The organism is Vogesella oryzagri, from assembly GCF_040148885.1.
Classification (GTDB): Bacteria; Pseudomonadota; Gammaproteobacteria; order Burkholderiales; family Chromobacteriaceae; genus Vogesella; species Vogesella oryzagri.
Window position 1 is genome coordinate 51,440 of sequence record NZ_JBEFLD010000011.1, and the last position, 19,480, is coordinate 70,919.

Here is a 19,480-nt window from a genome sequence, read left to right on the forward strand (position 1 = left end):
TTAGCTGGCTGGCATGAAGCGGGCAGGGGCAAGGCTTTGCCGCTGTTATGTCATACGGTTGTTGTGCGCTGACTACGCGCGGTGACGGTTTGTTTCGAGTTTGTTTTGGCTTTTGTTTAAAATAGAAACCCGAAATACCGCTATGCCAGATGCACTGCCGGATATTGGCGTTGTTTCATAAAAAAAAGTTGAAAATAAAGGATGTACTGTGCGACGAACACTGCTCTTGCTGGGCTGTATCTGCTACTGCGGCCTGGTGCAGGCCATGTCGGTGACCTTCATCAACCCGGGCAAGGTCGACGAGGTCTACTGGCTGACGGCCTCGCGTGCCATGCAGGCGGCGGCCGATGACTTGGGCATCAAGCTGGAGGTGCTGTACACCGAGCGCAATCACCCGCGGGCGGTGGAGTTCGCCCGTCAGATCATTGCCCGCCCCAAGGCACAGCAGCCGGATTACGTGATTTTCTCCAACGACTACGCCACCGGCCCCGAGCTGCTGCGGCTGTTCGATACCGCCGGTATCCATACTTTCATGGCGTTCAGCGGGCGTGGCGATGACAAGGCTGCCGAGTCCATCGGGCTGCCGCGGCAGCAATACCGGCTGTGGCTGGGCTCGCTGGAGCCGCATGCCGAAGACGCCGGCTATCAGTCGGCCAAGGCCCTGATCCAGCGCGCCCGCAAGGCGGGGCTGCCGCGCGTCGATGGCAAGCTGCAGCTGATTGCCATTGGCGGCGATCGCTCCACCCCCAGTTCCATCCATCGCGATGCCGGCCTGCGCCGTGCGGTGGCGGAGGCGCGCGACGTGGCGCTGGTGCAGGAGGTGTACGCCGCCTGGAACCGCGAGCGTGGCGCCGAGCAGAGCGACTGGCTGTACCAGCGCTATCCGCAGGCGCGCATGGTGTGGGCCGGCAACGACCTGATGGCCTTCGGCGCCATGGACAGCTGGCGCAAGCGTGGCGGCCAACCCGGCAAGGATGCCTTCTTCAGTGGCATCAATACCTCGACCGAAGCCATGCAGGCCCTGCGCGACGGCAACCTGACGGCGTTGTCCGGCGGCCATTTCATCGCCGGCGCCTGGGCGCTGGTGATGCTGTACGACTACCAGCGCGGGGTGGATTTCGCCACCGAGGGCCTGGAGCTGGATCGCCCGATGTTTACGCAGTTCACCGCCGCCAGTGCCGAGCGCTTCATGCGCTACTACGGCGATCTGGATTTTTCGCGCGTGGATTTTCGTCGTTACAGCAAGGCGCTCAACCCGCGGCTGAAGCGCTACAACTTTGGTTTCCAGCAACTGCTCAAATGAGAAAGATGTATTTTGCCGCGTAATTTCCGTTCGCTTGCCGTTGCGCTGATCCGCCGTCTGGCCCTGCTGGCAATGGGCTGTACCCTGCTGTTCAGCGCGGTGCAGGGGGTGTGGATCTACCACTCGGTGCAGCAGCAGCTGTTGGGCAATATCCAGTATGTGGCCGGCAGCAATGTGCCGATGCTGTCGGTGGCACTGTGGGACATCGAGCCGGAAGTGGTACAGCGGCAGCTGGACGTGATTGCCGCCCGGCCCGGGGTGGGCTTTGTGCGCGTCAACGTGGTTACCGGCCAGATGTTCGAGTCCGGCGATGCCTCGCTGCTGTACCACAACCGGGTGTCGCGCTTCCTCATCCCCACGCCGGCCGGCGGCGGCAAGCCACTGGGTGAGCTGCTGATCGTGGTGAAGGATGGCTACATCTACCAGCAGGTGGCGCTGTCGCTGGCAGGCATGTTGCTGGGCTATCTGCTGCTGACCGTGCTGATCTGCGCGCTGGTGGTGTATGTGCTGCGGCGCGATCTGGAGCAGCCGATGCGCACGATGGCCGCCTTTGCCGGCCGGCTGGGGCCGCAGACGCTGACTTCGCCGCTGCAGCTGCAGCGCGCGCAGCGACCGACGCAGGATGAAATCGACCTGGTGGCGGCCGGCTTTGTCACCCTGCAGAACGCGCTGACCGAGCACATCGACTCGCTGGACCAGCAGGTGGAGGAGCGCACGCAGCAGCTGGAAGGGGCGCTGGCCGAGATTCGCGCCCTGCTGACCCACGATGCGCTGACCGGCTGCTACAACCGCGCCTTTCTCAGCGAGCGGCTGCCACAGGAAACCGCCCGTGCGCAGCGCAGCGGCCAACCTTTGGCGCTGGTGTTCTGTGACATCGATCACTTCAAGCAGATCAACGATGAATACGGCCACCTGATCGGTGACGAAGTGCTGCGCGAGGCGGCATCGCGGCTGCGCAGCCAGCTGCGCGGCGACATCGACTGGGTGGTGCGCTTTGGCGGCGAGGAGTTTGTGGTGGTGCTGCCGGATACCGGCAGCGATAACGCCCGCCAGGTGGCCGAGCGGCTGCGCGATGCCGTTGCCACCACGCTGCAGCTGGCCGACGGCCGCCGGCTGCAGATTACCGCCAGCCTGGGGCTGGCCATCTGGCAGCCGGGCGAGTGCATGGACGATTGGCTGAAACGGGCGGACGCGCTGCTGTATCGGGCCAAGATGCATGGCCGCAACCGGGTGGAAAGCTAGGCCGGCAAGCCCGCGTGGTGGCGGCTGTCACAGCTGGCTGTGGCGGCGCTCGGACCAGATGCCCTTGCCCTGGCTTTGGGCCTCGCGTTCGAACGGCACATAGTAGTAGGCGCCAAATTGTGCACGGTCGACGCTGCCCAGCCCGCGCTTGAGCAGTGCCTCGGTGACATCCGCCTTGTACAGCCGTACCCGCCCCAGATCCCGGCCGTGCTTGTCCACGGCAAAGACATCCACCCGTACTTGCTGGTACAGCAGGATATTGCCCAGCTCGGTATGTGCCTGGGCGGCCAGCGGGTGGCTGTCCGGCGGTGGCTGATAACCCAGCAGGCTGACGCGCACGCTGCTGCGCAGGATGCGCTCGCTGCCCGGCTGCTGCCGGTAGCGCTGGCAGCTGAAGCCGCTGGTGGACTCCACCGACTGCACCACGCAGTAAAAACTGGTGAGCGGACCTTCGGCTCGGGCGGGCAGGGGCAGGGCGGGCAGCAGGCACAGCAGCCACTGCCAGAGGCGGAATCGGGACATGGACGCTCTCGGGTGAGTCGCCGCATTGTCGCTGCTGGATGATGCGCGGATTTGTCTACCGTGTATCGGCGTTGGCACATTGGCCGGCGCGGGCCCGCACTGTCCGGAGCAGAAAAACATTGCGGCCAACCTGCCGACAGGTTGGCCGCAATGTTTTGGGGTGTGGCTGCCGGTCTAGAACGCGTCGCCCGGCACCCGCACCCAGCCTTCCATCAGCACGCGCGCGCTGCGGCTCATGATCGCCTTGGTCACCGCCCACTGGCCATCGACCAGCTTGGCCTCGGCGCCCACGCGCAGGCTGCCGGACGGATGGCCGAAGCGCACCGCACTGCGCTCGCCGCCACCGGCGGCCAGGTTCACCAGCGTGCCGGGGATGGCGGCGGCGGTGCCGATGGCTACTGCGGCGGTGCCCATCATGGCGTGGTGCAGCTTACCCATGGACAGCGCGCGTACCAGCAGGTCGATGTCGCCGGCCTGGATCTGCTTGCCGCTGGAGGCGGTGTAGTCGGCCGGCGGCGCCACGAAGGCAATCTTCGGCGTGTGCTGGCGGGTGGCGGCTTCTTCCGGGGTCTTGATCAGCCCCATGCGCAGTGCACCGGCCACGCGGATGGCCTCAAAGCGGGCCAGCGCGGTCGGGTCGCTGTTGATGGCCTCGCGCAGCTCGGTGCCGCTGTAGCCGATGTCGGCGGCATTGACGAAGATGGTGGGGATGCCGGCGCTGATCATGGTGGCCGGGAAGGTGCCGACGCCGGGGACTTCCAGCTCGTCCACCAGCTTGCCGGTGGGGAACATGGCGCCGCCATCGTCGCCGTCATCCGACGGGTCCATGAATTCCAGCACGATCTCTGCCGCCGGGAAGGTAACGCCATCCAGCTCGAAATCACCGGTTTCCTGCACCTGGCCTGCGCTTATCGGCACATGGGCGATGATGGTCTTCTGGATATTGGCCTGCCAGATGCGTACCACGCACACGCCGTTGTCCGGAATGCGTGCCGGGTCCACCAGGCCGGCGTGGATGGCGAAGGCGCCGGCGGCGGTGGACAGGTTTCCGCAGTTGCCGCTCCAGTCCACAAAGGCCTTGTCGATGGCCACCTGGCCGTACAGGTAGTCCACGTCGTGATCCGGCTGCGTGCTTTTGGACAGGATCACGCACTTGCTGGTGCTGGAGGTGGCGCCGCCCATGCCGTCGATATGAGCGGAGTAGGGATCGGGGCTGCCGATCACGCGCATGAACAGCGCATCGCGCGCCGCGCCAGGCTGCTGGCAGCTGGCGGGCAGGTCCTGCAGGCGGAAGAACACGCCCTTGCTGGTGCCGCCACGGATATAGGTGGCGGGGATTTTGATCTGTGGAAGATGGGACATGTCTGGCCTTTTCCTGGTTGGGTTTCCCTGCTGGCAGCAAGGGAAGACTGTCTGTTTTAGGGTGCGGCGGTGACGGTATCGCTACAGCAGGCGCAGTTGCGCATACGGGTATCTGGGCGTCGCCAGTGCCCAGCGCCCAAGCGTCCGGTAGCGGTAAGGCTCGCTGTCGCCGGCCAGCACCAGCTGGATTTCATCGATGGTCCAGTCGATGGGGGCGATCACCCGTGACGATAACGGCGTTGGTGCCCGGTAGCTGATGGTGACGTGCGGGCTGTGGCCCTGTCTTTCATCCACGCCCTGGGCAATCAGCGCGGCCCGAACGGCGCTCGTCAACGCCGGAAATCCCTTGGGTTGGCCGCGCGCCCGGAACGCCCAGTGTATTCCCGGCGCCGCAGCATGCTGGCTGCTGATGCGATTGAGTGTCACCACGCAGCAGTCAGCGGCGATTCGGCTGCCAGCAAGCAGCAGGCGCTCACACAAGCCCGCTTCGTAACGGTAAGGGCGGGACAGCGACTGGTGCCAGTTTTCTGGAGCAAACAGGGCGGCCCCCAGCAGGGTGTGCAGCTGGTGCTTGGTGACTTCCTGCACCATGGCTGACAACACTTCCGGCTGGGGTTTGGCTATCAACAACAACCGCCGCTCGCTCATGGCTGCCTCAAGCCGTCTGTGCCGACTCCAGGAAGTCCTTGGCGAAGCGTTGCAGCACGCCGCCGGCTTCATACACCGATACCTCCTCGGAGGAATCCAGACGGCAGGTCACCGGCACGGTCAGGCTGTCACCGTTGCGACGATGGATCAGCAGCGTCAGCTCGGCGCGAGGGGTGAGCTTGCCCTGCACATCGTAGGTCTCGGTGCCGTCCAGCTGCAGCGTCTTGCGGGTGGTGCCCGGCTGGAACTCCAGCGGCAGCACGCCCATGCCGATCAGGTTGGTGCGGTGGATGCGCTCGAAGCCTTCGGCCACGATGGCTTCCACCCCGGCCAGGCGCACGCCCTTGGCGGCCCAGTCGCGTGAGCTGCCCTGGCCGTAGTCGGCGCCGGCAATGATGATCAGCGGCTGTTTGCGGTTCATGTAGGTTTCGATGGCTTCCCACATGCGCATTACCTTGCCTTCCGGCTCCACGCGCGCCAGCGAGCCTTTCTGCACTTCGCCGTCCACCACTGCCATTTCGTTCACCAGCTGCGGGTTGGCGAAGGTGGCGCGTTGCGCGGTGAGGTGGTCGCCGCGGTGGGTGGCGTAGGAGTTGAAGTCCTCCTCCGGCAGGCCCATCTTGTGCAGGTACTCGCCGGCTGCCGAGTTCATCAGGATGGCGTTGGACGGCGACAGGTGGTCGGTGGTGATGTTGTCCGGCAGCAGTGCCAGCGGGCGCATGCCGCGCAAGCTGCGCTCACCGGCCAGCGCACCTTCCCAGTACGGCGGGCGGCGGATGTAGGTGGACTGCGGACGCCAGTCGTACAGCGGCGAGGCAGCCTTCTCGGCGGCGCGCTTCTCGAACATCGGGATGTAGATCTGGTTGAACTGCTCCGGCTTCACCGCGCGGGCCACGATGGCGTCGATTTCCTCATCGCTCGGCCAGATGTCCTTGAGGCGAATTTCCTTGCCATCCACCACGGTCAGCACGTCCTGCTCGATGTCGAAGCGCACGGTACCGGCGATGGCGTAGGCCACCACCAGCGGTGGCGAGGCCAGGAAGGCCTGCTTGGCATACGGGTGGATGCGGCCATCGAAGTTGCGGTTGCCGGACAGTACGGCGGTGGCGTACAGGTCGCGGTCGATGATTTCCTGCTGGATCTTCGGCTCCAGCGCGCCGGACATGCCGTTACAGGAGGTGCAGGCGTAGGCGACGATGCCGAAGCCCAGTGCTTCCAGATCGTCCAGCAGGCCGGCTTCTTCCAGGTACAGCTTGACTACCTTGGAGCCAGGGGCCAGCGAGGTCTTTACCCACGGCTTGCGGGTGAGGCCGAGCTTGCGGGCATTGCGTGCCAGCAGGCCGGCGGCAATCACGTTGCGCGGGTTGCTGGTGTTGGTGCAACTGGTGATGGCGGCGATGATCACCGCGCCATCCGGCATCAGACCCTGGGCTTCCTGCTCACGGGCGGCGGCCAGGTTGGCCGCAATGCCGCGCTCGGCCAGTGCGGAGGTCGGCAGGCGCTTGTGCGGGTTGGACGGGCCGGCCATGTTGCGCACCACGCTGGACAGGTCGAAGCGCAGCACGCGCTCGTACTGCACCTCGCGCAGGCTGTCGGCCCACAGGCCGGCTTCCCTGGCGTAGGTTTCCACCAGTTTTACCTGTTCGTCGCTGCGGCCGGTCAGGCGCAGGTAGTCCAGGGTCTGGCCGTCGATGGCGAACATGGCGGCGGTGGCGCCGTATTCCGGGGCCATGTTGGAGATGGTGGCGCGGTCGCCGATGGTCAGGCTGGCGGCACCTTCGCCGTAGAATTCCAGGTAGGCACCCACCACCTTTTCGCGGCGCAAAAATTCGGTCAGCGCCAGCACCACGTCGGTGGCGGTAATGCCGGGCTGGCGGCGGCCGCTCAGCTCCACGCCGACGATATCCGGCAGCCGCATCCACGAGGCGCGACCCAGCATCACGTTTTCGGCTTCCAGGCCGCCCACGCCCACCGCGATCACGCCCAGCGCATCCACGTGCGGGGTGTGGCTGTCGGTGCCGACGCAGGTGTCCGGGAAGGCCACGCCGTGCTCGGCGTGGATTACCGGCGACATTTTCTCCAGGTTGATCTGGTGCATGATGCCGTTGCCGGCCGGGATCACGTCCACGTTGTCGAACGCGGTCTTGGTCCATTCGATGAAGTGGAAGCGGTCTTCGTTGCGACGATCTTCGATGTCACGGTTCTTCTGGAACGCATCCGGGTCGAAACCGCCGCATTCCACTGCCAGCGAGTGATCGACGATCAGCTGCACCGGCACCACCGGGTTCACCTTGGCCGGGTCGCCGCCCTGGTCGGCAATGGCGTCACGCAGGCCGGCCAGGTCCACCAGCGCGGTCTGGCCGAGGATGTCGTGGCATACCACGCGCGCCGGGAACCACGGGAAATCGCGCTCGCGCTTGCGTTCGATCAGTTGCGTCAGGCAGTCGTTGATGATGGCCGGGTCGGCGCGGCGCACGATGTTTTCGGCATGCACGCGGGCGGTGTAGGGCAGTCCGGCCCAGGCGCCGGGTTTGAGGGCTTCAACGGCGGCACGGGCATCGAAGTAGTCGAGGGCGGTGCCGGGCAGGGGTTTGCGGTATTGGCTGTTCATGGCATGGGCACGAGGGTGAGGTTGCTGATCACCTTGCGGCCAACGTTGGCCGCAAGGTGCCGGTGCTGATTATTGTTGTAGTGCCACGCGAGCGTGGCCTGCTGGTCAGCGCTGCGCCAGCGGTACGAAGGCCTGGTCTTCCGGGCCGGTGTAGTTAGCCGACGGGCGGATGATCTTGCCGTCGATGCGCTGCTCGATCACGTGCGCGCTCCAGCCGCTGGTGCGGGCAATCACGAACAGTGGGGTGAACATGGCGGTCGGCACCCCCATCATGTGGTAGCTCACGGCGCTGAACCAGTCCAGGTTGGGGAACATCTTCTTGATGTCCCACATCACGCTTTCCAGGCGCTCGGCGATGTCGAACATCTTGCTGTCGCCGGCAGTCTGCGACAGCTCGCGTGCCACTTCCTTGATCACCTTGTTGCGCGGATCGCTGATGGTGTACACCGGGTGGCCAAAGCCGATTACCACTTCCTTGCGCTCGACGCGGGCCTTGATGTCGGCCTCGGCTTCATCCGGGGTTTCGTAGCGCTTCTGCACTTCGAATGCCACTTCGTTGGCGCCGCCGTGTTTCGGGCCGCGCAGCGCGCCGATGGCGCCGGTGATGGCGCTGTACATGTCGGAGCCGGTGCCGGCGATGACGCGGGCGGTGAAGGTGGAGGCGTTGAACTCGTGCTCGGCGTACAGGTTGAGCGAGGTGTGCATGGCGCGTACCCACTGCTCGGACGGCTGCTGGCCGTGCAGCAGGTGCAGGAAGTGGCCGCCGATGGAGTCGTCGTCGGTCTCCACTTCGATGCGCTTGCCGTTGTGGCTGAAGTGGTACCAGTACAGCAGCATCGAACCCAGCGACGCCATCAGGCGGTCGGCGATGTCACGCGCGCCGGGGGCATTGTGGTCGTCCTTTTCCGGCAGGGTGCAGCCCAGTGCGGACACGCCGCTGCGCATCACGTCCATCGGGTGCGATGCCGCCGGCAGCGCTTCCAGCGTGGCCTTTACCGATGCCGGCAGGCCGCGCAGGCTCTTCAGTTTTTTCTTGTAGCCGGTCAGCTCGGCCTGGTTCGGCAGCTTGCCGTGCACCAGCAGGTAGGCGACTTCTTCGAATTCGCAGTGCGCGGCCAGATCCAGAATGTCGTAGCCGCGGTAGTGCAGGTCGTTGCCACTGCGGCCAACGGTGCACAGCTCGGTGTTGCCGGCGGCGACGCCGGACAGGGCTACGGATTTCTTGGCTTTGGGAAGCACTTGGAGGGTCTCGCTCATCTTTCCTTCTCCTGCTGCTGGTGTTGATTGGGGTTGTGTTGTGTGCGGGTCAGTCGGCGTCGTGGAAGATCGCCAGCCACACGGTGTCGCTATCGGCTGCGGTGGCGGCCACGCGGTGTCGGCGGTGTGCCGGAATCAGCACCGCGTCACCGGGTTGCAGCGTTTGTCGCGCTGCTGGTGCGTCGTATTCCAGCTCGGCCTGGCCAGACAGCAGCAGTACCCACTCGTGCTGCGGCTGGTCGTACCAGTAACCGGGCGGCGATGCGTGGCCGCGCGACACGATGCGCTCGACACGAAAGCCGCGCTTGCCTGCCAGCAGCGTCTCGAACTGCTCCTGTGGCAGCGTGGCCGGAATGTCGGTCAGCAGGTTGCGCGGCGCGGTCATCGCTTATTTTTCCTGGCGGAACAGCGCGTCCAGCTTCTGCTCGTAATCGTGATAGCCCAGGTGGTCGTACAGCTCCATGCGGGTTTGCATCTTGTCGATCACGTTCTGCTGGGTGCCGTCTTGGCGGATGGCGCCGTAGACCGCCAGCGCGGCCTGGCTCATGGCGCGGAACGCCGACAGCGGGTACAGCACCAGGCTCACGCCGTTGTCGCCCAGCTGCTGGGCGGTGTACAGCGGGGTGGCACCGAATTCGGTGATGTTGGCCAGCACCGGCACTTTCACCGCTTCGGCAAACTGTTTGTACATGGCCAGATCGGTGATCGCTTCCGGGAAGATCATGTCGGCACCGGCTTCCACGCAGGCGACGGCACGTTCGATGGCAGCATCCAGGCCTTCCACCGCCAGCGCGTCGGTGCGGGCCATGATCACCATGCCGTGCTTGCGGGCGTCTACCGCCGCCTTGACGCGATCCACCATCTCGTCCTGGCTGACGATGGCCTTGTTCGGGCGGTGGCCGCAGCGCTTCTGCTGCACCTGGTCTTCGATGTGCACCGCGGCGGCGCCGGCTTTTTCCAGGCTGCGGATGGCGCGGGCGATGTTGAAGGCGCCACCCCAGCCGGTGTCGATGTCCACCAAAAGTGGCAGCTCGGTGACGTCGGTGATGCGACGCACGTCGATCAGCACGTCTTCCAGCGTGGTGATGCCGAGGTCGGGAATGCCGCAGGAGCAGGCGGCCACGCCGCCGCCGGACAGGTACAGCGCCTTGAAGCCGCTGTGCTCGGCCAGGCGGGCGGCATAGGCGTTCACCGCGCCGACCACCTGCAGGGGTTTTTCTTGGGCGACTGCGTCGCGGAAACGTTGGCCGGGTGTCGTCATCGGGTTCTCCTGTCCTTGTTCTCGGGTAGTTGCTGGAAATTCTAGCAAGTGCTTGGTTTTTTGAAAACCGACTTTTTGTATTGGGGCTTGTTACCTGTGGTCACATGCTGGCTTGGCACGCCGCTGCCGTGGTTCAATGTGCCATTCAGGGTGATGTCACATTCAGTGTGAACTAAAGCGGAGGGCCTCCGGTCATAAGTTGTGCCCTGCGCCGGTGCAAGCCGGCAACAAACAAAGAACAGCAGGGCGAATCAGGGAGTGAATGACAACGATGAGTGATCGAGAACTCGATCAGCAACTGGTGGAGCGTGCCCAGCGCGGCGAAAAACGAGCGTTCGACTTGCTGGTCAGCAAGTATCAGCGCCGTCTGTCGCGGCTGCTGTCGCGGTTTATCCGTGACAGTGCCGACATTGAAGACGTGACGCAGGAAGCCTTTGTAAAGGCCTACCGCGCCTTGCCATCGTTTCGTGGCGAAAGCGCGTTTTATACCTGGCTGTATCGGATTGGCATTAATACAGCCAAGAATTTTCTGACCTCGGCCGGGCGGCGGCCAGTGGTGAGTGCGGAGTTCGAGGACGAGGACGGCGATACGCTGGACATGGCCTCGCAAGTGCCGGACTACCACACGCCCGAGGCGGAAATGATGAACCAGCAGATCCTGGCTGCCGTCAATGCGGCGGTGGAGCGTCTGCCGGAAGAATTGCGTACGGCGATCTCCCTCCGGGAAATGGAGGGCCTCAGTTATGAGGAGATTGCCGAGGCAATGAATTGTCCGATCGGTACTGTGCGGTCGCGGATTTTCCGGGCCCGCGAGGCGATTGCGACAGAGTTGCGTCCGTTGCTGGATACAGCAAAGAACAAAAGATGGTGAGCAGATGATGAAAGAAAACCTTTCCGCCCTGATGGATGGTGAGCTGGCCGACGAGGACGCCGAGCCGCTCATTAAACGCCTGGCTGGCGATGCCGAGCTGCAGACTGCGTGGCAGGAGTTTCACCTGATCGGTGATGCCATGCGCGGCGCATCGCTGCTGTCGGTCGATGTGCGTGCCGAGGTGAGCGACAGGTTGGCCGCAGAGCCGACCGTGCTGGCGCCGCGGCCGTCGCAGCGCCGGGTTGGCCGCCCGGCGGCCCGCTTTGCCGTTGCTGCGTCGGTGGCATTGGCCGGCGTGGTGGGCTGGTATAACTGGCAGAGCCAGCCGGCGGATGCCGGGCTGGTGGCCGAGGCAGTGCCGGCGCCGGCGGCGCTGGTGCAGGTGGCGGCAGATGGCCGCCAGTCGTATCTCGATGCGCATCAGGATGGTGCCCTTGGTGAAGGGTTGACGCGTGTCGGCTTGACTCAGCCTGTCGCCCAGGGGGTGCGTTGATGCGTCGGCTTGCCGCCTGTGTGTTGCTGTCCCTGCCCCTGGTGGCGCTGGCCGATGACGACTGGGCGCTGCTGCGCCGCGCCGCAGTAGCGGGGCAGTCGTTATCGTTCAGTGCCATCTACACCCACCAGCTGGGGGGCGAGCTGGAAACCTTCCGCATTTACCGTACCCATGACGATGGCCTGCTGCGCGAACGGCGCGAATCGCTGGACGGCCTGCCGCGCGAAATCATCCGCCAGGGCAATGAGCTTACCTGCTATGCCCCGGATGCCAAGTCGCTGAGCGCCGCCAAGTTGAGTGCGATGAAAATGTTCCCGGCGGTATTGCCGGACCTGCCGTCCGAGCTGGCGGTGGCTTACAGCATCAGCCGCGGCGGCATGGATCGCGTGGCGGAGCGCGACTGCCAGTGGTTGCTGCTCAAGCCGCGCGAAGCCAACTCCCGCTACAGCCAGCGTTTGTGCATCGACCCGACCACGGCCTTGCCGCTGAAAGCCGTGACCTATGGCGTGCGCGGCGAGGTCATCGAGCAGTTCGCCTTTACCGAGCTGGACATGGGCGCAGAGCGCGACAAGGCCAAGCTGCGGCCGCGCTACAAGCAGTCGCTGCCGCTGGGCAAGACCGGGGTGACCGCGCCGAGTACGCCGCCGCCGCTGGAAGTGAAGGGCATGCCGGCCGGCTTCCGCTTGGTGCGTTACATGAGCCGGCCGTTGCCGGGGCATGAGCAGGCGGTGCAGCACTATGTGTACTCGGATGGCTTTGCCCGGCTGTCGCTGTTTGTCGAAACCTCCGACGCCGAGGTGCCGCAGCACCCGGTGGTGGTGGCGCCCAATGGCATCGGCGTTGCATCACGGCGTGTGGGCGAGCAGTTGCTGACTGTGGTCGGCGACCTGCCGGAAGCCGGTTTGCAGACAGTCTTGAAAAACATCCGCCTGATCCAGAAATAACATGATCGAAACCGAAGCCCGGGTGCTGCAGGTGGAGCCCGGTTTTGCCTGGGTGGAGCCACGCCCGCATTCGCCCTGTGGTCAGTGTGATCCGGTCAACGGTTGCCGCTCGCTGCAATTGGCCCGCATGTTCAGCCTGCGGCAGCCGCGCTTCCGTGTGCTGGACCCGTTGGGAGTATTGCCGGGTGAGCAGGTAAATATCGCGGTGCCGGAATCCGGCATGCTGCGCAGTGCCGCGCTGCTATACGCTGGGCCGGTGCTGGCGCTGCTGGGCGGGGCCATGTTGGCCGCACCGGCGGGCGAGTTGGCCGCGGTGGCCGGCGGTGTGCTGGCGTTGCTGCTGGCCTTGTGGTTTGTGCGCGGCTATAGCCGCCGTCTGGCCGGGGATGTGCGCTTTCAGCCGCATGTCGCCAGTCGTGTTTCTCCTCATCAACTTTCCATGGAGTTTGTCGGAACATGCCGCTCAAGAAGCTGATTGCCGCCTCTATGCTGATGGCCGGGCTGCTGGCCAGCCCGCATTCCCTTGCCGCGCCGCTGTCGTCGTTGCCTGATTTCACCCAGCTGGTGGAGGAACAGGGCAAGGCGGTGGTGAATATCCGTACCGTGCAGACGGTGCGCCAGGTGGTGCGCGAATTGCCGCAGGGAATGGAGAACGATCCGTTTGCCGAATTTTTCCGCCGCTTTGCCCCGCCGCAATTACGCGAATACCGGACCGGCGGCATGGGTTCCGGTTTTATCCTGTCCGCCGACGGCTACGTGCTGACCAATGCCCACGTGATTGCCGAAGCCGACGAGATGATCGTCACCCTGGGCGACCGACGTGAGTTCAAGGCCAAAGTGGTGGGCGCGGATGCGCGCACCGACGTGGCCTTGCTGAAAATCGAGGCCAAAGGGCTGCCGTTCGTCCGGCTGGGCAAGCCGGATGCCCTGAAGGTGGGTGAGTGGGTGCTGGCCATTGGTTCGCCGTTCGGGTTTGAAAACACGGTGACGGCCGGCATCGTTTCCGCCAAGGGGCGTCACCTGCCGGACGAAAGCTATGTGCCGTTCATCCAGACCGATGCCGCGGTCAATCCGGGCAATTCCGGCGGTCCGCTGTTCAACCTGAATGGCGAGGTGGTGGGCATCAACTCGCAGATTTACAGCCGCTCCGGTGGCTTCATGGGGATTTCCTTTGCCATTCCGGTGGATGTGGCGCTGACGGTGGCCGAGCAGCTGAAGAAAGACGGCAAGGTAAGCCGCAGCCGCATCGGGGTGGTATCGCAGCCGATGACCCCGGCGTTGGCCGCATCCTTTGGGCTGCCGGATAGTAAGGGCACGCTGATTGCCTCGGTAGAAAAGAATGGCCCGGCAGAAAAGGCAGGGCTCAAGTCTGGCGACGTGGTACTGGCGTTGAATGGCCAGCGGTTGGATGACAGCGACGATTTGCCGCGGCTGCTGGGTGTCATTCGCCCCGGCAGCAAGGTCCAGCTGCAGGTGTGGCGCAATCGCAAGGCCATGCAGCTGAGCGTGGTGACCGCCGAGTTGCAGGAGGAAGACCCACGCACCGCCGAGCGTGCTTATCGCGGCAAGTCGCCGGAGCAGCAGGGCGAAGAAAGCATGACCAACCGTAGTGGCCTGGCGATGCAGCAGCTGGCACCGGCCCAGCTGCAGAAACTGGGGGTGAAGTTCGGCCTGCTGGTACGCGCTGTGCAAGGGCCGGCGGCCGATGCCGGCCTGCAGGCGGGTGACGTCGTGGTGGGGGTATCCGGCGAGGAATTGTCCAGCGTGCGCCAGTTGCAGCAGGCAATCAACGCTGTGCCGGATGGTGGCAGCGTGGCGCTGCGCATTCTGCGTCAGGGCGAGCCGCTGTTCATCGCACTGAAGCCGGAAAAGGTGAAATCTTGATCACGCTGACACTGTATTTCCGCGAATACTGCAGCCTGTGTCACGCCATGCTGGCGCAGCTGCGGCCATGGCAGCAGCAGTATGGCTTTGCCATCGACGTGGTGGATGTGGATGCCGACCCGGTGCTGGAGGAACGTTTCAACGAACTGGTACCGGTATTGATGCACGGTGAGCTGGAAATCTGTCACTGGCACTTGGACGAAGCAAGGTTGGCCGCACATCTGGCTGCACACCCGGCTGCACAGGGCTGCGAAATCAGCTAAAATCCGCGCCAGTGTTAAAAAGGGCACTTTGTGTGCCCTTAATTTTTGCTGGATTCAGATGAAACATATCCGTAATTTCTCGATTATTGCCCATATTGACCACGGCAAATCGACATTGGCCGACCGCTTCATCCAGTTTTGTGGCGGTCTGGAACAGCGCGAAATGAGTGCGCAGGTGCTTGACTCGATGGATATCGAGAAAGAGCGCGGCATCACCATCAAGGCACAAACCGCCGCGCTGCAATACAAGGCACGCGACGGCCAGGTCTACAACCTGAACCTGATCGACACCCCGGGTCACGTCGACTTTTCCTATGAAGTGTCGCGCTCGCTGTCTGCCTGCGAAGGTGCACTGCTGGTGGTGGATGCGTCGCAGGGTGTGGAAGCGCAAACCGTGGCCAACTGCTACACCGCTATCGAGCTGGGCGTGGAAGTGGTGCCGGTGTTGAACAAGATCGACCTGCCGGCGGCCGACCCGGAACGCGTGAGCCAGGAGATCGAAGACATCATCGGTATCGAGGCCATCGATGCGGTGCGTGCCTCGGCCAAGTCCGGTATCGGTATCGAGGATATCCTCGAGACCGTGGTCAGCAAGATTCCGCCGCCGGAAGGCAATCCGGACGGTCCGCTCAAAGCGCTGATCATCGACTCCTGGTTCGACAACTATGTCGGCGTGGTGATGCTGGTGCGCGTGATCGACGGCAAGCTCAAGCCCAAGGACAAGATCAAGTTCATGGCCACCCAGGCCGAACACCTGTGCGAGCAAGTGGGCGTATTCACGCCGAAATCGGAGCAGCGCGAGGCGCTGAGTGCCGGTGAAGTGGGCTTCGTCATCGCCGGCATCAAGGAACTGAAGTCGGCCAAGGTCGGCGATACCATCACGCTGGTGAATAACCAGGCTGCAGAGCCGCTGCCCGGCTTCAAAGAAGTGCAGTCGCAGGTGTTTGCCGGCCTGTACCCGGTGGAAAGCCACGATTACGAGTCGCTGCGTGATGCGCTGGAAAAGCTGCAGCTGAACGATGCTTCGCTGAAGTACGAGCCGGAAGTGTCGCAGGCGCTGGGCTTTGGCTTCCGTTGCGGCTTCCTGGGGTTGTTGCACCTGGAAATCGTGCAGGAACGTCTCGAACGCGAGTTTGACATGGACCTGATCACCACTGCCCCGACCGTGATCTACGAAGTGGTGATGAAGGACGGTACCGTCAGCGAAGTGTCTAACCCGTCCAAGATGCCGGAGGCGGGCAAGTACGACGAGCTGCGCGAACCGATCATCACCGCCACCATCCTGGTGCCGCAGGATTATGTCGGCTCGGTGATGACCCTGTGCAACCAGAAGCGCGGCGTGCAGCGCAACATGCAGTACATGGGCCGTCAGGTGATGCTGAAGTACGACCTGCCGATGAACGAAGTGGTGATGGACTTCTTTGACAAACTCAAGTCCACCAGCCGTGGCTATGCCTCGCTGGACTACGAGTTCAAGGAGTTCCAGGCCGCCGATCTGGTGAAGCTGGATGTGCTGGTCAATGGCGAGAAGGTGGATGCCCTGAGCCTGATCGTGCACCGTGCTACCAGTGTGTACCGTGGTCGCGAGCTGGTGGCCAAGATGCGCGAACTGATTCCGCGCCAGATGTTCGACATCGCGGTACAGGCCGCCATCGGCAGCCACATCATTTCGCGCGAGACGGTCAAGGCGCTGCGCAAGAACGTATTGGCCAAGTGCTACGGTGGTGACATCACCCGTAAGAAGAAGCTGCTGGAAAAGCAGAAGGCCGGTAAAAAGCGCATGAAGCAGGTGGGTAACGTGGAAATCCCGCAGGAAGCCTTCCTGGCCATCCTGCAAGTTGGGGACAAGTAATGGGGACGAACCTGGTGTGGGTATGGGTAGTGCTGGCCGTGGTTGGCCTGCTGCTGATCCTGTTTTCGGCCAAGAATGAAGACGGTTCGCCGTCTTCCTCCGTGGAGTGGGGCTATCTGGCACTGCTGGGCGGAACATTCGGCTTGCTGTCCGGCTACATGAGCTTCGGTACGGTCATGCTGATCATTGTGCTGATCACCGGTGTCATCTGGGCCGCCGACAAGTGGTTGCTGGCCAAGAAGCGTGCCGAGGGTGAGCGTGCGCCACACTACATCGACTTCCCGCGCGGGTTCTTTCCGATTATCGCCGTGGTATTCCTGTTGCGCTCGTTTGTGGCCGAGCCGTTCCAGATCCCGTCCAGCTCCATGCGGCCGGGGCTGGTGGTAGGCGATTTCATCCTGGTCAACAAGTTCAACTACGGCCTGCGCCTGCCGGTGACCAACCAGGTGATGCTGCCGATTGGCCAGGTGGCACGCGGCGATGTGGTGGTGTTCAACTATCCGGAAGATGAAAAGATCAACTTCATCAAGCGTGTCATCGGCACGCCGGGCGATGTGGTCGACTATCGCAACAAGCAGCTGACCATCAACGGCAAGCCGGTCGCCCATGTTTCTGCCGGCGAGCTGGAATACCTGGAAAAAGGGCTGATGCTGGTGCGTACCCAGCAGTTCAACGAAACCATCGACGGCAAGTCTTTCCACACCCTGGTGATGCCGGAAGCACCGGTTTACATTCCCAATGGCGTGCGTCAGTTCGCCGGTCGTGAAAACTGCGAATACCGTGATGACGGTTTTACTTGCAAAGTACCGCAGGGACAGTATTTCATGATGGGTGACAATCGCGACAACAGCGAAGACAGCCGTTACTGGGGTTTTGTCGAAGACCGTCTGCTGGTGGGCAAGGCCTTCCTGATCTGGATGAACTTTGGCGACTTCTCGCGTATCGGTACCCGCATTCACTGAGCTATTGGAAAGGGCTGGAGATGAAGCGTTCGCAGGGTGGTTTCTCGTTCCTGATTTTGCTGGCGTTCGCCATGTTGGCCGCCATGGTGGTGTTTGTGGTGCTGAAGGTGGTGCCGGTATACACCGAATACAATGCCATCAAGCGCACCATCGACGAGATCGTGGTGGATCAGGATCAGACCGATCATGAAGTTCGCCGCAGTTTCGAGAACAACGACATCGTGCAGGATTTCAACTCGGTGAAGAAGGAAGACCTGCTGGTGGTTTCTTCCGGGGGCAAGCTGGGTGTCGGCATCCGTTACGACACCAATGTGCCGATCATGAAGGACATCAAGCTGGTGTTTCATTTCGAATATCAGGCCGGCAGTGTTCCGGTGCTGCAGGACCAACAACAATAAACCGTGAGCCAACAAGACAACCGATTCCGGCGCCTTAGCACGGCGCTGGATTATTTTTTTGAGAAGCCGGACTTGCTGAAGCAGGCGCTGACTCATCGCAGCTTTGGCACGCCCAATAACGAGCGCTTCGAGTTCATCGGCGACAGCATTCTCAACTACACCGTGGCGCGCATGCTGTTCGACCAGTTTCCGAAACTGAGCGAAGGCGAACTGTCGCGGCTACGGGCCAACCTGGTCAATCAGAACACGCTGGCCGAGATCGCGCAGGAGCTGAAGCTGGGCGACTACCTGTACCTGGGCGAGGGCGAACTGAAAAGCGGCGGCTTCAACCGGCCGTCGATTCTGGCCGATGCAGTAGAGGCGACCTTTGCCGCCATCAGCTTCGATCGCGATTTCCAGGCCGCCGAGCAGGTGGTGCGACGGCTGTATCTTGGCCGCATCACCGCCATCGACCCGACCCGCCACGCCAAGGATGCCAAGACCCGGCTGCAGGAAGCGCTGCAGGCGCGCCGTCTGGCGCTGCCGCGCTACACCATCCTGGCGCAGAACGGTGAGGCGCACGAACAATCGTTCCGCGTGCAGTGTGATCTGGGCGAACTGGCCATCATCACCACCGGCGAGGGCAGCAGCCGTCGCGGTGCCGAGCAACAAGCGGCCGAGGCCGCACTGTTGTTGCTGGAACAACATTTTGCCGCTGGCAAGAAAAACACATTATGAGTGACACCCCGTACCGCTGCGGCTTTGTCGCCATCGTTGGCCGTCCCAACGTCGGCAAATCCACGCTGATGAACCATCTCATCGGCCAGAAGATCAGCATCACCTCCAAGAAGGCGCAAACCACGCGCCACCGTGTCAACGGCATCTACACCGAGCCGAACGCGCAGTTCATTTTCGTTGATACCCCGGGCTTTCAGACCTATCACAAGGGTGCGCTGAACGAGACGCTGAACAACAGCGTGAAAGACTCGCTGGCCAACGTCGATTGCGTGTTGTTCGTGCTGGAAGCGATGCGCCTGTCTGCGGCCGACCGCGAGGTGATCGCGCTGCTGCCGAAGAAGACCCCGGTGGTGCTGGTGCTGAACAAGCTGGACAAGGCCAAGGATCGCCTCGCGCTGTCGGCCTTCATCGAAGAGGCACAGGCCGAGTTTCCGTTTGTCGATGTCGAGGTGGTGAGCGCCAAGCACGGCCAACGGCTGACCGAGCTGCTGGACAAAGTGCGTCCGCATCTGCCGGAGTCGGTGCCGCTGTATCCGGAAGACATGGTCACCGACAAGACCCAGCGCTTCCTGGCCGCCGAAATCGTGCGCGAAAAGCTGTTCCGCTATCTGGGCGAGGAGCTGCCGTACGAGATGAATGTGGAAGTGGAGTCGTTCGAGGTGGACGGCAGCATGTTCCGCATTTACGTGGCGGTGCTGGTGGACAAGGAAGGGCAGAAGCCCATCGTGATTGGCCGCGGTGGCGAAAAGCTGAAGAAGATTTCCACCGAAGCGCGCCTGGACATGGAGCAGCTGTTTGACTGCAAGGTGTTCCTGGAAGTGTGGGTGAAGGTGAAATCCGGCTGGGCCGACGATGTGCGCTTCCTGCGCGACTTCGGCATCAACTAAACC

20 protein-coding genes are annotated in these 19,480 nt (G+C 63.1%); 13 read left to right on the plus strand and 7 right to left on the minus strand.

Annotated features, from left to right (window positions below; translation table 11 throughout):
* Window positions 1-208 precede the first annotated feature (208 nt).
* Complete coding sequence (locus tag ABNW52_RS17835; RefSeq protein ID WP_349590830.1) at window positions 209-1,303, plus strand: ABC transporter substrate-binding protein; 1,095 nt, start codon at window positions 209-211, stop codon at window positions 1,301-1,303.
* A 12-nt stretch (window positions 1,304-1,315) separates the two neighbouring features.
* Window positions 1,316-2,545 (plus strand): GGDEF domain-containing protein, encoded by a 1,230-nt coding sequence (locus tag ABNW52_RS17840; RefSeq protein ID WP_349590832.1) that lies wholly within the window; start codon window positions 1,316-1,318, stop codon window positions 2,543-2,545.
* Between the two features lie 27 nt (window positions 2,546-2,572).
* Here the strand turns inward: ABNW52_RS17840 and ABNW52_RS17845 are convergent, their stop codons facing one another.
* The 7 genes from ABNW52_RS17845 to prpB all read right to left on the minus strand — a co-directional run bounded on the left by ABNW52_RS17845 (window position 2,573) and on the right by prpB (window position 10,206).
* Window positions 2,573-3,067: a thermonuclease family protein gene (locus ABNW52_RS17845; protein ID WP_349590835.1), complete on the minus strand. Its 495-nt coding sequence runs from the start codon at window positions 3,065-3,067 to the stop codon at window positions 2,573-2,575.
* Window positions 3,068-3,241: 174 nt separating this feature from the next.
* Entirely contained in the window at window positions 3,242-4,429 is a 1,188-nt protein-coding gene (prpF, locus tag ABNW52_RS17850; protein ID WP_349590837.1) for a 2-methylaconitate cis-trans isomerase PrpF, read from the minus strand.
* An 81-nt stretch (window positions 4,430-4,510) separates the two neighbouring features.
* Window positions 4,511-5,077 carry a 2'-5' RNA ligase family protein gene (locus ABNW52_RS17855; RefSeq protein WP_349590838.1) on the minus strand — a complete coding sequence of 189 codons (567 nt, stop codon included), beginning with the start codon at window positions 5,075-5,077 and terminating at the stop codon, window positions 4,511-4,513.
* A gap of 7 nt (window positions 5,078-5,084) precedes the next feature.
* Entirely contained in the window at window positions 5,085-7,688 is a 2,604-nt protein-coding gene (gene acnD, locus ABNW52_RS17860; protein ID WP_349590841.1) for a Fe/S-dependent 2-methylisocitrate dehydratase AcnD, read from the minus strand.
* Window positions 7,689-7,793: 105 nt separating this feature from the next.
* Window positions 7,794-8,945 carry a bifunctional 2-methylcitrate synthase/citrate synthase gene (gene prpC / locus ABNW52_RS17865; RefSeq protein ID WP_349590844.1) on the minus strand — a complete coding sequence of 384 codons (1,152 nt, stop codon included), beginning with the start codon at window positions 8,943-8,945 and terminating at the stop codon, window positions 7,794-7,796.
* A 49-nt stretch (window positions 8,946-8,994) separates the two neighbouring features.
* Window positions 8,995-9,330: a cupin domain-containing protein gene (locus tag ABNW52_RS17870; protein ID WP_349590847.1), complete on the minus strand. Its 336-nt coding sequence runs from the start codon at window positions 9,328-9,330 to the stop codon at window positions 8,995-8,997.
* 3 nt (window positions 9,331-9,333) lie between these two features.
* The gene (gene prpB, locus ABNW52_RS17875) at window positions 9,334-10,206 is read right to left on the minus strand and encodes a methylisocitrate lyase (protein WP_349590849.1); all 873 of its coding nucleotides are present in this window, start codon (window positions 10,204-10,206) and stop codon (window positions 9,334-9,336) included.
* Between the two features lie 271 nt (window positions 10,207-10,477).
* Between prpB and rpoE the strand changes: the two genes are divergently transcribed.
* The 11 genes from rpoE to era are packed head-to-tail and all read left to right on the plus strand — an operon-like array spanning window position 10,478 to window position 19,477.
* A complete protein-coding gene (rpoE, locus tag ABNW52_RS17880; protein WP_349590852.1) occupies window positions 10,478-11,077 on the plus strand; it encodes an RNA polymerase sigma factor RpoE in 600 nt (199 codons plus the stop codon).
* A gap of 4 nt (window positions 11,078-11,081) precedes the next feature.
* Window positions 11,082-11,570 (plus strand): sigma-E factor negative regulatory protein, encoded by a 489-nt coding sequence (locus ABNW52_RS17885; RefSeq protein WP_349590855.1) that lies wholly within the window; start codon window positions 11,082-11,084, stop codon window positions 11,568-11,570.
* Window positions 11,570-12,514, plus strand: a complete 945-nt coding sequence (locus ABNW52_RS17890) for a MucB/RseB C-terminal domain-containing protein (RefSeq protein ID WP_349590858.1) — start codon at window positions 11,570-11,572, stop codon at window positions 12,512-12,514. The genes ABNW52_RS17885 and ABNW52_RS17890 overlap by 1 nt, the downstream gene beginning before the upstream one ends.
* Window position 12,515: 1 nt before the next feature.
* Window positions 12,516-12,989 carry a SoxR reducing system RseC family protein gene (locus tag ABNW52_RS17895; protein ID WP_349590861.1) on the plus strand — a complete coding sequence of 158 codons (474 nt, stop codon included), beginning with the start codon at window positions 12,516-12,518 and terminating at the stop codon, window positions 12,987-12,989.
* Window positions 12,971-14,398 (plus strand): DegQ family serine endoprotease, encoded by a 1,428-nt coding sequence (locus ABNW52_RS17900; RefSeq protein WP_349590863.1) that lies wholly within the window; start codon window positions 12,971-12,973, stop codon window positions 14,396-14,398. The genes ABNW52_RS17895 and ABNW52_RS17900 overlap by 19 nt, the downstream gene beginning before the upstream one ends.
* Window positions 14,398-14,661, plus strand: a complete 264-nt coding sequence (locus ABNW52_RS17905) for a glutaredoxin family protein (protein ID WP_349591012.1) — start codon at window positions 14,398-14,400, stop codon at window positions 14,659-14,661. Before ABNW52_RS17900 ends, ABNW52_RS17905 begins: the two co-directional genes overlap by 1 nt.
* A 58-nt stretch (window positions 14,662-14,719) precedes the next feature.
* A complete protein-coding gene (gene lepA, locus ABNW52_RS17910; RefSeq protein ID WP_349590866.1) occupies window positions 14,720-16,513 on the plus strand; it encodes a translation elongation factor 4 in 1,794 nt (597 codons plus the stop codon).
* Window positions 16,513-17,475, plus strand: a complete 963-nt coding sequence (gene lepB, locus ABNW52_RS17915) for a signal peptidase I (RefSeq protein ID WP_349590868.1) — start codon at window positions 16,513-16,515, stop codon at window positions 17,473-17,475. Before lepA ends, lepB begins: the two co-directional genes overlap by 1 nt.
* A gap of 20 nt (window positions 17,476-17,495) precedes the next feature.
* Entirely contained in the window at window positions 17,496-17,873 is a 378-nt protein-coding gene (locus tag ABNW52_RS17920) for a DUF4845 domain-containing protein (protein WP_349590870.1), read from the plus strand.
* A gap of 3 nt (window positions 17,874-17,876) precedes the next feature.
* Window positions 17,877-18,590: a ribonuclease III gene (gene rnc, locus ABNW52_RS17925; protein WP_386108463.1), complete on the plus strand. Its 714-nt coding sequence runs from the start codon at window positions 17,877-17,879 to the stop codon at window positions 18,588-18,590.
* Window positions 18,587-19,477 (plus strand): GTPase Era, encoded by an 891-nt coding sequence (gene era / locus ABNW52_RS17930; protein ID WP_349590873.1) that lies wholly within the window; start codon window positions 18,587-18,589, stop codon window positions 19,475-19,477. Before rnc ends, era begins: the two co-directional genes overlap by 4 nt.
* The last annotated feature ends 3 nt before the right edge of the window (window positions 19,478-19,480 follow it).

Excerpts from the sequence above, each read along its gene's own strand:
- ABNW52_RS17890 (WP_349590858.1), top strand. The coding sequence starts at position 11,570 with ATGCGTCGGCTTGCCGCCTGTGTGTTGCTGTCCCTGCCCCTGGTGGCG.
- prpC (WP_349590844.1), bottom strand. The coding sequence starts at position 8,945 with ATGAGCGAGACCCTCCAAGTGCTTCCCAAAGCCAAGAAATCCGTAGCC.
- ABNW52_RS17845 (WP_349590835.1), bottom strand. The coding sequence starts at position 3,067 with ATGTCCCGATTCCGCCTCTGGCAGTGGCTGCTGTGCCTGCTGCCCGCC.
- prpF (WP_349590837.1), bottom strand. The coding sequence starts at position 4,429 with ATGTCCCATCTTCCACAGATCAAAATCCCCGCCACCTATATCCGTGGC.
- era (WP_349590873.1), top strand. The coding sequence starts at position 18,587 with ATGAGTGACACCCCGTACCGCTGCGGCTTTGTCGCCATCGTTGGCCGT.
- ABNW52_RS17900 (WP_349590863.1), top strand. The coding sequence starts at position 12,971 with ATGCCGCTCAAGAAGCTGATTGCCGCCTCTATGCTGATGGCCGGGCTG.
- ABNW52_RS17920 (WP_349590870.1), top strand. The coding sequence starts at position 17,496 with ATGAAGCGTTCGCAGGGTGGTTTCTCGTTCCTGATTTTGCTGGCGTTC.
- prpB (WP_349590849.1), bottom strand. The coding sequence starts at position 10,206 with ATGACGACACCCGGCCAACGTTTCCGCGACGCAGTCGCCCAAGAAAAA.
- ABNW52_RS17895 (WP_349590861.1), top strand. The coding sequence starts at position 12,516 with ATGATCGAAACCGAAGCCCGGGTGCTGCAGGTGGAGCCCGGTTTTGCC.
- ABNW52_RS17855 (WP_349590838.1), bottom strand. The coding sequence starts at position 5,077 with ATGAGCGAGCGGCGGTTGTTGTTGATAGCCAAACCCCAGCCGGAAGTG.
- ABNW52_RS17885 (WP_349590855.1), top strand. The coding sequence starts at position 11,082 with ATGATGAAAGAAAACCTTTCCGCCCTGATGGATGGTGAGCTGGCCGAC.
- lepB (WP_349590868.1), top strand. The coding sequence starts at position 16,513 with ATGGGGACGAACCTGGTGTGGGTATGGGTAGTGCTGGCCGTGGTTGGC.
- ABNW52_RS17870 (WP_349590847.1), bottom strand. The coding sequence starts at position 9,330 with ATGACCGCGCCGCGCAACCTGCTGACCGACATTCCGGCCACGCTGCCA.
- acnD (WP_349590841.1), bottom strand. The coding sequence starts at position 7,688 with ATGAACAGCCAATACCGCAAACCCCTGCCCGGCACCGCCCTCGACTAC.
- rpoE (WP_349590852.1), top strand. The coding sequence starts at position 10,478 with ATGAGTGATCGAGAACTCGATCAGCAACTGGTGGAGCGTGCCCAGCGC.
- lepA (WP_349590866.1), top strand. The coding sequence starts at position 14,720 with ATGAAACATATCCGTAATTTCTCGATTATTGCCCATATTGACCACGGC.